Here is a 14,155-nt window from a genome sequence, read left to right as displayed (position 1 = left end):
ACCCAGGTGGTGGCCTCCGGTGGCGTGATCCGGACGGCCAACGGGGCGCTCACCGACCGGGGCACCGTGCTGGAGCCGCGGCTGTCGCGCAACTGGCTGGTGCGGATCCAGGCCGTGGAGTACCTGCGCTCGTTCCTGCTGGGGCGCACCGGCTGGGCGGACGCGAACGCACTGCTGATCATCTCCGGGGCCTTCGGGCTGTTCCGCCGTGACCTGCTCGTCGAGATCGGTGGCCTGGACCCGCGGTCGCTGGCCGAGGACGCCGAGCTGGTCGTCACCCTGCAGGAGAAGCTGCGCCGCGAGCGTCGTCCGCACCGCGTCGTCTTCGTGCCGGAGCCGGTCTGCTGGACCGAGGTGCCGGAGACGTGGCAGGTGCTGGGCCGGCAGCGCAAGCGCTGGGCCCACGGCCTGGGACAGCTGCTGTGGAAGCACCGCCGGATGATGGGCAACCCCCGCTACGGCGCCGTGGGCACCATCGCGCTGCCGTTCTTCCTGCTGTTCGAACTGCTCGGCCCGGTGGTCGAGGTGGTGGGGCTGGCCTCGGTGGCCCTGTCGGCCGGCCTGGGGCTGCTGGACGTCGGCACGGCGCTGCTGATGGTCGGCTTCGCCCTGGCGCTGGGGACGCTGTTGTCGACGACCACGATCGCGGTCGAGGAGTTCACCTTCCACCGGTACCGCCGGGGCCGGGACCTGCTGGCCCTGCTGGCCGCCGGGGTGCTGGAGAACGTGGGCTACCGCCAGGTGCACGCCTGGTTCCGGCTGCGTGGCCTGGTCGCCGCGCTCACCCGGCGGGCGCCAGTGTGGACGGCGATGCCGCGGGTGGGCTTCGCCGGTGGGATCGCGCTCCCCGAGGGACCGGTCGCCGAGGACCAGCTCGTCCCCGTCCGGAACTGACCCGGTCAGCCCCCGGGACAACCCGCGGCGCTGATCTCGGCGAACTGGTCGACCAACGCCGGGGAGTCGACGAGCGCGTCGTGCCACTCCTTCCACTGCTGGTGGGTGAAGCCGGCGGCGGCGAGGCGGTCGTCGAGGTCGGTGGTGATCCCGGCCTCCTCGGCGAAGCTCAGCGAGGCGATCGTGCACTGGCGGACGAACTCCACCTCCGCGAGCTGCCGGGTGACCGAGTCGGCAGCCGTGCCCGCCGGAGCGGCGGTGCCCGCTGCGGCCTCCGTGCCCGACCCCGACCCGCAGGCGGTCGTGGTCGCGGTGAGGGCCAGCACCGCCCCGGCGAGGACCGCCCGCGCCGTCCGGCCCCGGCCCCCGGTGCGCTCATTGCACGACAAGGGTCACCGTCCCGGAGACGGTCTGCGGTGCCGCAGCGGTGTAGGAGACGACGAGCGGCACGACGGCGCCACCACCCCGATCGGCGGAAGACCGCCTATCGGAGGTCCGTACCGGCGGCACGCTAGTGAGCCGATCGCGGTCGTCGGCACCGACAGGCGGGCAAGTCCTGCCAAGAGGACCGCCGTGACTCCGGCGTCCGGCGACTGCGGGACACTGGGGGCATGCGGTTCCTCGGTGACGCCCGCCCGGCCCACGACCTGACCTACGCCGACGTCTTCATGGTGCCGGCGCACTCGACGGTCGGTTCCCGGCTGGAGGTCGACCTGACCACCCCGGACCGGGTGGGGACGACGATCCCGATCGTCGTCGCCAACATGACCGCGATCTCCGGACGGCGGATGGCCGAGACCGTGGCCCGGCGCGGTGGCCTCGCCGTCCTGCCGCAGGACATCCCGGTCGACGTCGTCGGCGAGGTGGTGTCCTGGGTGAAGCACCGGCACCCGGTCTACGACACCCCGATCACGCTCTCCCCCACCTCCACCGTGGGTGAGGCGCTGTCGCTGCTGACCAAGCGGGCGCACGGCATCGTCGTGGTGGTCGAGGCCGGTGCCCCGGTCGGCATCGTCACCGACGGCCAGTGCCAGGGCGTCGACCGGTTCACCCAGCTGGCCGAGGTGATGACCCGCGACCCGCTGACCATCCCGGCCGGCACCGACCTGCCCAAGGTCTTCGACGTCCTGTCCGGGGAGCGGGTGAGCGCGGCCCCGGTGGTCGAGGGCGACCGGCTGGTCGGCGTCATCACCCGCAAGGGCGCGCTGCGCTCGGCGATCTACACCCCGGCCACCGGGCCCGACGGTCAGCTGCTCACCTCCGCGGCGGTCGGCATCAACGGCGACGTCGCCGGCAAGGCCAGCGCCCTGCTCGCCGCCGGGGTCGACGTGCTCGTCGTCGACACCGCCCACGGGCACCAGGAGAAGGCCATCGAGGCGGTGGCCGCGGTGCGCTCGGTGGCCGGCTCGACGCCGGTCGTCGCCGGCAACGTGGTGACCGCGCAGGGCACCCGCGACCTGATCGAGGCCGGGGCGGACGTCGTCAAGGTCGGCGTCGGCCCCGGCGCCATGTGCACCACCCGGATGATGACCGGCGTCGGCCGCCCGCAGTTCTCCGCGGTCGAGGAGTGCGCCGCGGCCGCCCGCGAGCTGGGCCGGCACGTCTGGGCCGACGGCGGCGTGCGGCACCCCCGCGACATCGCCCTCGCGCTGGCCGCCGGCGCGGCGAACGTGATGGTCGGCTCCTGGTTCGCCGGCACCTACGAGAGCGCCGGGGACCTGTACGAGGACGGCACCGGCCGCCGGTACAAGGAGAGCTTCGGGATGGCCTCGGCCCGCGCGGTCAAGGCCCGGACGTCGACGCAGAGCGGCTTCGACCGGGCCCGCGCCGGGCTGTTCGAGGAGGGGATCAGCTCCTCGCGGATGTACCTGGACCCGGCCCGGCCCGGCGTCGAGGACCTGATCGACCAGGTCGTGGCCGGCGTCCGCTCGTCGTGCACCTACGCCGGGGCGCGCACGGTCGACGAGCTGCACGAGCGTGCGGTGCTGGGCGTGCAGAGCGCAGCGGGCTACGAGGAGGGCCGCCCGCTGCCGACCAGCTGGTGACCCGGCGCTGATGGACGCGATCCCGCTCCGCCGCTTCGAGGAGCTCGTCGCCGACGCCCTGGACGAGGTGCCCGAGGAGCTGATGGCGCTGCTGGACAACGTCGTCGTGCTGGTCGAGGACCGGAACCCCGAGGAACCGGACCTGCTGGGCGTCTACGAGGGCTACGCGCTGACCGAGCGCGGCTGGGACCACTCCGGGGCGCTGCCGGACCGGATCATGATCTACCGCGAGGCGATCTGCGACATCTGCGAGGACGAGGAGCAGGTGGCCGAGGAGGTCACGATCACCGTCGTCCACGAGATCGCCCACCACTTCGGCATCGACGAGGAGAAGCTGCACGCCCTCGGCTGGGCGTGAGGACCCCTTGCCCCCCACCCCTCGCGAGCTCGGGGCGGGCCCCTGCAAGGGGGCCGGTCCGGGGCAACACCGCGAGGTAGCGTTCATGGACGTGCCTGAGGACGACGCGAACGCCGGCGGGTTGCCGATCAAGATGCTGCACGACCGGTTGCTGGTCTCCCTCCGCAAGGAGGACGGCGACCGCCGGTCCAGCGGCGGCATCCTCATCCCGGCCACTGCCCAGGTCGCCAAGCGGCTGGTCTGGGGAGAGGCGAAGGGCATCGGCCCGAACGTGCGGCAGATCAAGGTCGGCGACCGGGTGCTGTTCTCCCCCGAGGACCAGCACGAGGTCGAGGTGCACGGCGAGGACCTGGTCATCCTGCGCGAACGCGACGTGCACGCCGTCGCCGCCGAGCGGATCGAGGAGTCGACCGGCCTCTACCTCTAGGCGGGCAAGCCCGGCACGACCCGGCGCAGCCGCGGGTCGGCGGAGATCTGCGCGAGCAGGTCGTCGGGCAGCTCGTCCTCGCAGTCCACCCCGCGGGCGATCAGCTCGCGGTACTGGGCGATCTTGGCCTGCACCACGGCCAGGTCGTCGCGCAGCTCGACCATCCGCTGCTCGATCTGGGCGCACTGCTGCTCCAGCAGCGCCATCCGCTCCGGGTGGTGCGCCAGCTCCCCGCCGCCGAGGGTGACGAAGCGCCGGACGTCGGCCACCGGCATCCCGGTCCGGCGCAGCGCCTGCACCAGCCGGATGAACCTCAGCGCCCCCGGCGGGTAGCGCCGCCGGCCGTCGGCGCTCCGCTCCACGAGCGGCAGCAGCCCCTCCCGCTCGTACCAGCGCAGCGTGTCGATGCTCAGGCCGGTCTCCTCGGAGACCTGCCGGATGCCGAGGGACGTCTCCCGGGTGACCGCGGTCATGACCGCCAGGCTAGGCGGCGGCACGGCGCGCCACCCCGTCCTCGGCCGCCCGACCGGTGATCGCGGCCATCAGCAGCACCGCGCGCCGCCGGGTCAGCAGCCGCACGGCCCGGACCGAGGCCCGGTTGGCCCGGCCGACCGCCATGCTGGGCGGCGGGTTGCGTCGGTCGAGCGCCCGGAACGCGGTGGCCACCACCTCCTGCGGCGACTGCCGGCCCCGGCCGCCGTCGGCGGCGTCGTTGCCCACGACGTCGAAGAACTCGGTGTCGGTGGCGCCCGGCGAGAGGGCGAGCACCCGCAGTCCGCTGTCCCGCGACTCGGCCCACAGCGCCTCGGTGAAGCTCAGCACGAATGCCTTGGCCGCGGCGTAGACGGCCATGCCGGGCGCGGGCAGGTAGGCGGCCATGCTCGCCACGTTCACCAGCACGCCGGTGCCGGCCCGCAGCCGGTCGACGAACGCCCGGCTCACGTCGACCAGGGCGGTGACGTCGACGGCGATCATCTCGGCCAGCCGGTCGGCGTCCTCCGAGTGGAAGGGCCCGTGCGTGCCGAAGCCGGCGCAGTTCACCACGCTGGTGACCGCGATGCCCCGTCGGTCGACCTCCGCGGCCAGCGCCCACCCGGCCGCGGGCCGGCCGAGGTCGAGCGGGACGACGTCCACCCGGACGCCGGACGCCGCGGTCAGCTCGGCGGCCAGCGCGGTCAGCCGGTCGGCGCGCCGGGCGACGAGCACCAGGTCCGAGCCGCGGGCGGCGAGCTGGCGCGCGAACTCGGCGCCGATCCCCGCGCTGGCACCGGTGACCAGCGTCGTCTGCCCGGCCCAGTCGACCCGGGTCACGAGGCCACCGCCAGCACGAACCGGTAGCGGACGTCGCCCTGGGCGAGCCGCTCGAACGCCGTGTTGACCTCCGCCAGGGGCAGCACCTCGACGTCGGCGGTGAGACCGTGTGCGCCGCAGAAGTCGAGCATCTCCTGGGTCTCCGCGGTGCCCCCGGACCCGGAGACGGTGAGCGAGCGGCCGAGCAGGCTCATCGGCGACACCACGTACTGCTCCGGGAGGCCGAGCACGCAGAGCGTCCCGTCCAACCGGAGCGCCGCCAGGTAGGGCGCGAGGTCGTGCGCGCCGGAGGCGGTGTCCAGCACGAGGTCCAGCCGGCCGGCGACGGCGGCCATCGCCGCCGGGTCGGTGGAGACGACGACGTCGTGCGCGCCGAGGGCGCGGGCGTCCGCCTCCTTGGCCGGCGAGCTCGTGAACACCGTGACCCGGGCGCCCATCGCGACGGCGAACCGCACCGCGAGATGGCCGAGCCCGCCCAGGCCCACGATGCCGACCTGCTGTCCTGGGCCGACCCCGGCCCGGCGCAGCGGCGACCAGGTCGTGACGCCGGCGCACATCAGCGGCGCGACCGCGGCCGCGTCGAGCCCGGCGGGCAGGGCGTAGACGAAGGCGTCGCGGACCACGTACTCCGTGGAGTACGCACCCTGGGTGGGGCTGCCGTCGTGCAGGTCGCGGCCGCCGTAGGTGGTCGCGGGGAACTCGGCGCAGTAGGGCTCCCGGTGGGCCCGGCAGCTGTCGCACCGACCGCACGAGTCGACGATGTTGCCCACCGCGACCGCGTCGCCGACCCGGAACCGGGTGACCTCCGCCCCGACCGCGGTCACCTCCCCGGTGAACTCGTGTCCGGGCACCAGCGGCGGGCTGCCGGCGGCCATCGCCTCGACCGCGTGCAGGTCGCTGTGGCAGACGCCGACGTGGGTGACGCGGACGGCGACGTCGTCGGGCCGGAGGTCCCGGCGGGTGAACTCGAAGGGCCGCAGCGGCGCGCGCGGACCGGAGGCGGCGAACCCGGTGACTGCTCTCATGCCGGGGACGCTAGGAGCTGGAGTGCACTCCAGCGCAAGGCCCGCCCCCGACCGAGTGTGACGGAACGGTCCCGTACCGGGGTGTGCCTCCAGTACTGGGAGGAGCACACTGTGTGATCATGGGCGGTGCTGCAGGACGACGGTCAGACCGCCGTCCCGGCGCGCACCCGGGCCACCCACTCCTCTGCTGCGGCGAAGGCCTGGTCGCCCACCCGTTCCTCCACCGGCTTGCCCGGCTGCTCGTCGGCCCGGGCGTAGGAGCCGAGGAAGCGCACCTCCGCACAGCGCCGGTGCAGCGCGGCCAGCGCGTCGCTCACTCGGCGGTCGGACACGTGTCCCTCGACGTCGATGGAGAACGAGTACACGCCGAGCCGCTCGCGGGTGGGCCGGGACTCGATGCGGGCGAGGCTGATGCCCCGCACCGCGAACTCGGCCAGCAGGTCCAGCAGCGCACCGGTGCGGTCGTGCACGACGGCGGTGATCGTCGTCTTGTCCGCCCCGGTCGGGGCCGGCAGACCGCCGGGCGGCTCCACCAGCACGAAGCGGGTCACGGCGCCCGGGTGGTCGGCCAGGTCGGTGACGAGGGCGTCGAGGCCGTAGCGGTCGGCGGCGATCGCCGCGCAGACGGCGGCGTCGAACTCCCCCTCGGCGACCCGGCGGGCGGCGTCGGCCGTGGAGGCGGCCGGGACGACGTCGGCCCCCGGCAGCAGCTCGGCGATCCGGCCGCGGCACTGGGCCAGCGCGTGCGGGTGGCTCGCCACGGTGCGCACGTCGGCGGCGTCGGTCCCCGGCCGGACGGCGAGCACGAAGGCCACCTCGAGGAAGACCTCGCGGGTGATCACCAGCGGGTCGCCGGTGACCAGACCGTCCATGGTGGCCGGCACCGAGCCCTCCACGGAGTTCTCCAGCGGCACCAGGGCGGCGGCGCACTCCCCGTTCCGCACCGCGGTCAGCGCGGCCGCCACGCTGGCCTCCGGTCGGGTGCCGACCGTCCCCGGCGACCCGGTGACGGTGCCGAGCGCGGCCTCGGCGAAGGTACCCTCGGGGCCCAGATAGGCGAACTCCGTCGGGGCTGTGCTGCGTGGTGCAGTCGGCATCCGGCGAGGGTAGTGCGGCCGTACCGGACACCGACTCCCGTCGGGTCCCCGGTGCGGGGGGAGCTGCCTCGTCACCGGCCGGGCACGCGCACGAGGCGTGCCCCGACAGCTGAGTGGAGGGACGCGTGAGCCCTGGGCCGTCCGCCGACGAACGGCTGCAGACCGCCCGCTGGCGGCTGCTGACCGCCAGCGCCGCCGAGGACGCCCGGGTGTTCGCCGACGAGTTCGCCGTGGCCGCGGACGACCTGGCCGCCACCGGCGAGCCCTGCTGGGACGCGTGGTCGGCCGCCTTCACCGCCCGCGCAGCGCTCTTCGACGCCGACCTCGACGGCGCGGCGGACGCCGTGGGCGCGGCCCGGGCCGCGCTCGCGGAGTGCCTCCCGTCCGCCGAGCACGCGCTGACACTGGCCTACCTGGCACACCTGGAGGTGGCCGCCGACCGGTTCGACGCGGCGATGCACCTGGCCGTGGACGCCAGCCTGCTCGCCGACCAGCTGGCCGGGGAACCGCCCAGCCGACCCCTGCACCAGGCCCACCACTGGCTGTCCCTGGCGCTGACCCGGCTGGACCTCGAGGAGCTCGCCGTGGCCCAGTCGCTGCGGGGTGCCCGGGTCGCCGCGGCCCTCCCCGACCTCGGCGACCAGTGGCAGCTGTTCCGGCTGTGCGCCCAGCAGCACGCCGAGCTGGCCCAGACGGTGCACCGGCGCGGCCAGCTCGACCGCTCGCAGCAGCTGGCCCAGGCCGCGCTGGAGTGCGCGACCACCGCCCGCGCACTGCCCTGGGACCCGAGCGACGCCGACGCCGACCTGCTCGACGTCGTCCAGGCCTGGGCCCTGACCCTGGCCGGCCGGCTCGACGACGCCCTCCCGCCGCTGCGCCGGGTGCGCCGGCACCTGTCGGCCGGGGACGGCGGTCTGTGGCTGGTCGGGTACACCGACCTGGTGCTGGGCAGGCTGCTGACCCGGCTGTGCGCCCTGGACCCCGGCGCGCACGGCGAGGAGGCCATCGACCTGCTGGTCACCGCCTCCGGTGCCTTCGCCGCGGTGAACGACCGCCGGCGGTACCGCCAGTGCCTGCTGGAGCTGGGGCAGGCCACCGCGGCGATGGGCTCCACCGCCGAGGCGCTGCACTGGCTGGAGGCCTACCGGGCCGAGACCACCCGGGCGCACCGCCGCGGGCGCGAGCTGTGGGCGGAGATGTTCGTGCGCCGCAGCCGGTTGCGCGAGGCCGAGCGGCAGAACGCCGTACTGCGCCGGCACGCCCTCGAGGACACCCTGACCGGCCTGGGCAACCGGCGCAGCGCCGAGCGGCGGCTGACCGACCTGCGGTTGGACGTCGAGCCGGTGTCGCTGGCCGTCGTGGACGTCGACGGCTTCAAGTCCGTCAACGACCAGAACTCGCACCTGCACGGGGACGCGGTGCTGCGCCGGGTCGCCGAGCTGCTCCGCCAGCACAGCCGCACCGGCGACGAGGTCTTCCGCTGGGCCGGCGACGAGTTCGTGGTCGTGCTGCCGAACACCACCGAGGCACAGGCCGTGGTCGCGACGGAACGGCTGCGCAGCGCCGTCGCCTGCGCCGAGTGGGCCCACCTGCAGATGCCCGCCCCGGTGACCGTCAGCATCGGCGTCGCCACCACGGGGCCGGCCGGCGCGCCGGGGCCGAGGTCCTGGCGGGAGCTGTTCGACCGGGCCGACCTGAACCTGTTCGGCGCCAAGCGCGGCGGCCGCAACCGGGTCCGGGCGTCCGGCGGGGGGCAGCACGCGCCCGCGCCCGCCGCGCGGCCCGGCGGGCTGCCGGCCGACGCCTCGGTCGACGACCTGGTGGCCGAGGTCCTCGGCACGACCCCCCGGCGACCGGGCTGGGCCTTCGACGACGGCACCGAGGTCGCGTCGTGAGGCTGCGGCGCGTCCCTCGACCCGAGGAACGGGGCCCAGAGGGGCCGATGGGGCAGGAGGGGCCGGCCGACGCGCCGGTGCGTGACACGCCGTCGACTCCGGGGCACAGTGCCCTGGTGCCACCCGGTCTCCTGCACCAGCAGGTGAGCTCAGCCCTGGCGAACTGGCAGCTCGACACGGCCGAGACGCTGCTGCGCGAGATCGACGGCGAACTGCCCCCCGCCCCGGCCGACGACCGCCCGGCGCCGCCGCTCACCTCGCTGGCCCGCGCCTGGGCCGACACGCTCCGTGCCGAGCTCCTGGTCCGGCGCCTGCGGCGGGCCGGCTACTCCCTGCTGGGCGACCCCCTGGTCGAGGGCGGCCCCGAGCAGGAGGGTCCGCTGGACCTGCACGGCCCGGTCGGCGCCCCGGGCGAGGCCGTGGACCGCGACAGCCGGTCGGAGTCGGCCACGCACGCGGCCCTGGCCATCTCCCTGGTCCGCTCGGCACGCGCGGCCTTCGACGCCCAGGACGACGACCTGCAGCGCGCCGCCGGCCTGGCGCGGCACGCCCGGATCGAGCTGCTGTCCCGCCGGGTCGACGCGGCGATGGACGAGGCGGTCGAGGCAGCCAGCCTGCTGGACCCGGCCCTGCCACCGAGCCCGCTGCTGGTGCACACGCTGAGCTCCCTGGCCGCCGTGCTGGCCGACCTGGAGCTCATGCCGCTGGCCCTGGACTACCAGCGCCGGGCCGCCGACGTCACCGCCGAGGCGATCGGCGCGGCCGGCACCGACTCCGAGGCGGGCTCCGTCGACGCGCTCGCCGGGGAGGCCGCGACCCGGCTGGCCGCGCTGTGCGCCGAGGTCGGCGAGGGCCTGCTCGACGACGGCGGCGCCGACGCCGCGGCACCGCACTTCGCCGAGGCCCGCGACCTCGCCGTCCGGGCGCTGGGCCAGCTGCCCCCCGGCGTCCCCGGGCTGCTGGACGCGCAGGTCGTGCACGGCTGGGCGTTGGTCGGCCTGGGCGAGCACGCCGCCGCCCGGTCCCTGCTGACCAGCGTCGTCAGGGCGGCGTCGAGCGTGGAGGACCGCGCCCTGCTGGCCTCCGCCGAGCTGGGCCTGGGCCGCGCGCTGCGCCGCTCGGGCGACCCCCGGGCCGCCGACGACCACCTGGCCACCGCACTGGCCACCGCCACCGAGCACGGGCTGCCGCGGTTGCGCCGGGCCGCGCTGCGCGAGCTGTGCACGCTGCACGCCGAGCTGGACGACGCCGCCCGGGCGTTGCCCTACCTGCAGGCCTACCTCGCCGACGAGCTGGACCGGGTCGACGAGCGGCGCACCCGCTGGGTCGAGCTGTTCGGCCGGCGCAAGAGCCTGCTGGAGACCGAGCGGGCCGCCGGTCAGCTGCGCCGCCAGGCCTACGAGGACCCGCTCACCCACCTGCCCAACCGCCGTTACGCGGAGGCCCGGCTCGACGGGCTGCTGTCGGCCGGGGCGGTGCCCGCACTGGCCGTGGTCGACGTCGACCGGTTCAAGGCGATCAACGACGCCGCCGGGCACCCGACCGGCGACGCCGTGCTGCGTGCGGTCGGCCAGCTGCTGGTCGACGGCTGCCGGGACACCGACGAGGTGTGCCGCTGGGCCGGCGACGAGTTCGTCATCCTGCTGCCGGACACGACGTCCGAGCAGGCCGAGCGGGCCATGGAGCGCATCCGCCGGTCGATCGCCGCGCACGACTGGTCGGCCCTCGGCGTGGAGGTGCCGGTGCGGATCAGCGTCGGCATCGCGCAGGCGGCCCGTGGCGACGACCGGCGCACCCTGTTCGCCGCCGCCGACGGGGTGCTCTACGACGCCAAGCGGGCCGGGCGGGACCGGGTCGTCCGGCTGTCCGGGGTGACCCAGACCCGGGCCGCCGACGCAGCCCCGACGACCATCGACGGTCAGGTAGCCGAGGCCCTGCCGGCGATCGACCCGTCTCCTGCGGCGGACGACGCGGGCCCGGTCGAGGCCACCGAGCACGCCCCGACGCCGCCTCCCGTCCGCGACGTGACCGCCTCCCCGCTGCCCGAGGAGGACGACGAACAGCCGGCGGACGCCACCGGCGGCTTCGCCCCCCTGCTGGTCGAGCCGACCGCGGAGGAGCTCGCCGTCCAGGAGCCCGCCGTCGAGGCGCCCGACGTCGAGCCGCCGGCCCGGACGGGCAGCCCGCTGGACGAGCTCTTCGGGGGTCCGTCGGCCGGGCGACGGCTGGAGTCCGCCGAGCCCGCGGCTCCGGTGGTGAGCCCGTCGCCGTCCCCTGCTCCGATGATCGACGTGCCGGCCCTGACGACGGGCCCGGACGTCATCTGGGGCACCGGACGCAGCACCGAGCAGGTGCTCGCCCTGGTGCGCGAGGCCCGCCGCGAGCACCCCCAGCACCCGGCGGTGGTGGTGCGGGCCAGCGCCGACACCCTGGTCGCGCTGGCCACCGAGCACGACGCGTACACGACGATGGACGCCGCGGCGATGTCCGCCGCCGTCGGCCCGGTGCCCGAGCCGGTCGGCCGGGTGGGCGTGCTCTGCGCCAGCAGCGGCGACACCCCGATCGCCGCCGAGGCGGCCTTCGTGGCGCGGGTCACCGGCACCGAGGTGGTCCGGGTCGACGACGTCGGCGGCAACCGGATCCGCCCGCTGCTCACCGACCGCTCGCTGCTCACCGACGTCGACTGCCTCGTCGTCGTCGCCGGTCTGGACGCCGCGCTGGCCAGCGTGGTCAGCGGGCTGACCGAGGTGCCGGTGGTCGCCGTCCCGACGTCGGCCGGCCAGGGCGCCAGCTCCTTCGGCGGGTTCAGCGCGCTGCTCACCATGCTCAACTCCGCCGCGCCCGGCGTCGTGGTCAGCAACATCGACAACGGCTGGTCCGCCGGCGTCTTCGCCGCCCGCATCGCGCGCCGGACCGCGTCCCTGCCGAGCTGACCATCGGCGGACGGCTGCCCGGCGTGTCGGGCGACCGGTTGCCGATGACCCACTCGCTCAGGTCATGATCAGCCCGTGACCATCGGGTGGCTGGACCTCTCGGCGGGTGCCTCCGGCGACATGCTGCTCGGCGCGCTGGTCGACGCCGGGGTGCCGTTGGACGTGCTGGCCGACGCCGTCGCCGCGCTGCCGGTCGAGCCGGTCACCCTCACCGCCGAGCCGACCACCCGGCACGGGCTGGGCGCCACCCGGGTGCACGTGCACGCCCCGGCCAGCGACGTCCACCGCACCTGGGCCGACGTCCGGACGGTCCTGGCCGACGCCGCACTCCCCCCGGCCGTCCGGGACGGTGCCCTGGCCGTCTTCGAACGGCTCGCGGTCGCCGAGGGCCGCGTGCACCGGGTGTCCGCCGACGAGGTGCACTTCCACGAGGTCGGGGCCCTGGACGCGCTGGCCGACGTCGTCGGGGTGGTCGCCGGGTTCGCCCACCTGGCGCTGGAGCGGCTCACCGCCTCCCCCGTCGCGCTGGGCAGCGGCTCGGCCCGCGGGGCGCACGGCGTCGTCCCGGTGCCCGGCCCCGCCGTCCTGGAGCTGCTGCGCGGCGTACCGGTGGTCGCCGGCCCGGTGCCGGCGGAGACGTGCACCCCGACCGGTGCGGCGCTGCTCGCCGCGCACGTGCAGGAGTGGACGACGCTGCCGCCGATGCGGGTGGCCCGGGTCGGGTCGGGTGCCGGCGGCCGCGACCCCGAGCAGCTGCCCAACCTCGTGCGCCTGGTGCTCGGCGAGCCGGTGGAGGAGCCGGCCACCGGGCTGCTGCTGGAGACCAACGTCGACGACCTCGACCCCCGGCTGTGGCCCGGTGTGCTCGCCGAGCTGCTGGCGGCCGGGGCCTCGGACGCCTGGCTCACCCCGGTCCTGATGAAGAAGGGCCGCCCGGCGCACACGCTGTCGGTGCTCTGCCGGCCCGCGGTGCGCGCGGCGGTGCAGGACGTCGTCGTGGCCTCGACCTCGACCATCGGGCTGCGCGTGCAGGAGGTGCAGAAGGTCGCCCTGCAGCGGGTCGAGCGCACCGTGCCGGTGCTGGGCAGCTCCGTGGGCATCAAGGTCGCGGACATCGACGGCCGGGTGGTGAACGTCAGCGTCGAGTTCGAGGACGTGGCGGCCCTGGCCCGCTCGCTCGGGCTGCCGGCGAAGGAGGTGCTGCGGGCGGCGACCGCAGCGGCGCACCGGGCCTACCCGGGGACGTCGGCTACGCTCCTGCACCCAGAAGGGGAGTAGCCCCCCGACCGCTGGTCGACATGCTGGCGCGTCCGCGCGCCCGGTCAGCGGGCCCGCGACGCCGCGGGTGGGCGAGACCTTCCGCCCGCAGTCCACCCATCGGTGCGCTGCCGGACGGAGGCGCCCCGCATGCCCCGGCCGGTCGCGCGAGCAGAGAGAGAACTCGTGGTCCTGTCCGTCGTCCTGGCCGCCTTCTTGCTGATCCTCCCCGTCGAACTGCCCGACAAGACGCTGTTCGCCACCCTGGTGCTGGCCACCCGGTTCCCGCCGCTGCCGGTGTTCGTCGGCGTCGGCCTGGCCTTCGGCCTGCAGGTGGCGATCGCGGTGACCGCCGGCAGCCTGCTCTCGCTGCTGCCCGAGGCGGTGGTCAGCGCCGTGGTCGCGGTGCTGTTCCTGACCGGCGCCGTGCTGCTGTGGCGGGAGTCCCGCAAGGGCGGGGACGAGGACGAGGCGACCGTGCAGGCCCGCGAGCAGACGTCGTTCGTGCGGGCGGCGGCGATCTCCTTCGGCGTCCTGTTCGCCGCCGAGTGGGGCGACCTCTCCCAGCTGGCCACCGCCGGACTGGCCGCCCGTTACGAGGAGCCGCTCTCGGTGTTCGTCGGGGCCTGGGCGGCGCTGCTGGTGATCTCCGGGCTGGCCGCGTTCCTGGGCCGCAAGCTCGCCGACCGCCTCCCGGTGACGCTGCTGCACCGGATCGCCGCCGGGCTCTTCCTGGTCTTCGCCGTCGTCGCCGTGGTGGAGACCGTCCGCACCCTCACCGGCTGAGCGCCCCGGTCAGCCGCCGCCGAGCGCGAACGCGCCGCCGAACAGCGGAAGAAGCGGGACCTGGGGCGGTTCCTCCGCGAGGTCGTCGCCGAGCTGCGCAAGGTGATCTGGCCCGGTCGCAAGGAGC

14 protein-coding genes are annotated in these 14,155 nt (G+C 75.6%); 9 read left to right on the top strand and 5 right to left on the bottom strand.

All coding sequences use genetic code 11. The features are described 5' to 3' along the window. Positions 1-894, top strand: an 894-nt coding sequence (locus G5C62_RS20870; RefSeq protein WP_206330764.1) for a glycosyltransferase, incomplete at its 5' end; no start/stop codon positions are given. Positions 895-899: 5 nt separating this feature from the next. Here the strand turns inward: G5C62_RS20870 and G5C62_RS20865 are convergent. After that, the gene (locus G5C62_RS20865; RefSeq protein ID WP_164702518.1) at positions 900-1,283 is read right to left on the bottom strand and encodes a hypothetical protein; all 384 of its coding nucleotides are present in this window, start codon (positions 1,281-1,283) and stop codon (positions 900-902) included. A gap of 222 nt (positions 1,284-1,505) precedes the next feature. Between G5C62_RS20865 and G5C62_RS20860 the strand changes: the two genes are divergently transcribed. The 3 genes from G5C62_RS20860 (at position 1,506) to G5C62_RS20850 (ending at position 3,724) form a co-directional block, all read left to right on the top strand. Beyond that, positions 1,506-2,939: a GuaB1 family IMP dehydrogenase-related protein gene (locus G5C62_RS20860; RefSeq protein ID WP_164702516.1), complete on the top strand. Its 1,434-nt coding sequence runs from the start codon at positions 1,506-1,508 to the stop codon at positions 2,937-2,939. 10 nt (positions 2,940-2,949) lie between these two features. Next, complete coding sequence (locus G5C62_RS20855) at positions 2,950-3,297, top strand: metallopeptidase family protein (protein WP_164702514.1); 348 nt, start codon at positions 2,950-2,952, stop codon at positions 3,295-3,297. Between the two features lie 85 nt (positions 3,298-3,382). Next, a complete protein-coding gene (locus G5C62_RS20850) occupies positions 3,383-3,724 on the top strand; it encodes a co-chaperone GroES (protein WP_164702513.1) in 342 nt (113 codons plus the stop codon). Here G5C62_RS20850 and G5C62_RS20845 read toward each other — a convergent pair. The 4 genes from G5C62_RS20845 to pheA all read right to left on the bottom strand — a co-directional run bounded on the left by G5C62_RS20845 (position 3,721) and on the right by pheA (position 7,157). Then, a complete protein-coding gene (locus G5C62_RS20845) occupies positions 3,721-4,197 on the bottom strand; it encodes a MerR family transcriptional regulator (protein WP_164702511.1) in 477 nt (158 codons plus the stop codon). The genes G5C62_RS20850 and G5C62_RS20845 overlap by 4 nt on opposite strands. A gap of 10 nt (positions 4,198-4,207) precedes the next feature. After that, positions 4,208-5,035, bottom strand: a complete 828-nt coding sequence (locus tag G5C62_RS20840; RefSeq protein WP_164702510.1) for an SDR family oxidoreductase — start codon at positions 5,033-5,035, stop codon at positions 4,208-4,210. After that, on the bottom strand, positions 5,032-6,060 hold the full coding sequence (locus tag G5C62_RS20835) for an NAD(P)-dependent alcohol dehydrogenase (RefSeq protein ID WP_164702508.1): 1,029 nt from the start codon (positions 6,058-6,060) through the stop codon (positions 5,032-5,034). The genes G5C62_RS20840 and G5C62_RS20835 overlap by 4 nt, the downstream gene beginning before the upstream one ends. Positions 6,061-6,203: 143 nt before the next feature. Continuing rightward, a complete protein-coding gene (gene pheA / locus G5C62_RS20830; RefSeq protein ID WP_164702507.1) occupies positions 6,204-7,157 on the bottom strand; it encodes a prephenate dehydratase in 954 nt (317 codons plus the stop codon). Between the two features lie 125 nt (positions 7,158-7,282). On the opposite strand from pheA, the gene G5C62_RS20825 reads away from it, so the two are divergent. The 5 genes from G5C62_RS20825 to secE all read left to right on the top strand — a co-directional run. Then, positions 7,283-9,052, top strand: coding sequence for a GGDEF domain-containing protein (locus tag G5C62_RS20825; RefSeq protein ID WP_241176040.1), 1,770 nt, complete (start codon positions 7,283-7,285; stop codon positions 9,050-9,052). 116 nt (positions 9,053-9,168) lie between these two features. Then, entirely contained in the window at positions 9,169-11,985 is a 2,817-nt protein-coding gene (locus G5C62_RS20820; protein WP_241176039.1) for a diguanylate cyclase domain-containing protein, read from the top strand. A 75-nt stretch (positions 11,986-12,060) separates the two neighbouring features. Continuing rightward, a complete protein-coding gene (gene larC / locus G5C62_RS20815; protein WP_164702505.1) occupies positions 12,061-13,263 on the top strand; it encodes a nickel pincer cofactor biosynthesis protein LarC in 1,203 nt (400 codons plus the stop codon). Positions 13,264-13,428: 165 nt separating this feature from the next. Then, positions 13,429-14,028 carry a TMEM165/GDT1 family protein gene (locus G5C62_RS20810; protein WP_206330763.1) on the top strand — a complete coding sequence of 200 codons (600 nt, stop codon included), beginning with the start codon at positions 13,429-13,431 and terminating at the stop codon, positions 14,026-14,028. Positions 14,029-14,088: 60 nt separating this feature from the next. Next, positions 14,089-14,155, top strand: a 67-nt coding sequence (gene secE / locus G5C62_RS28750; RefSeq protein WP_277424812.1) for a preprotein translocase subunit SecE, incomplete at its 3' end; no start/stop codon positions are given.

It is taken from the genome of Modestobacter sp. KNN46-3 (assembly GCF_011039295.1).
Note: the sequence above shows the minus strand (reverse complement) of the source record. Positions and strands in the feature narration are given on the sequence as shown.

Bases quoted from the DNA above. Each gene is read 5' to 3' on its own strand.
- G5C62_RS20855 (WP_164702514.1), top strand. From the start codon at position 2,950: ATGGACGCGATCCCGCTCCGCCGCTTCGAGGAGCTCGTCGCCGACGCC.
- G5C62_RS20850 (WP_164702513.1), top strand. From the start codon at position 3,383: ATGGACGTGCCTGAGGACGACGCGAACGCCGGCGGGTTGCCGATCAAG.
- G5C62_RS20860 (WP_164702516.1), top strand. From the start codon at position 1,506: ATGCGGTTCCTCGGTGACGCCCGCCCGGCCCACGACCTGACCTACGCC.
- G5C62_RS20845 (WP_164702511.1), bottom strand. From the start codon at position 4,197: ATGACCGCGGTCACCCGGGAGACGTCCCTCGGCATCCGGCAGGTCTCC.
- G5C62_RS20835 (WP_164702508.1), bottom strand. From the start codon at position 6,060: ATGAGAGCAGTCACCGGGTTCGCCGCCTCCGGTCCGCGCGCGCCGCTG.
- pheA (WP_164702507.1), bottom strand. From the start codon at position 7,157: ATGCCGACTGCACCACGCAGCACAGCCCCGACGGAGTTCGCCTATCTG.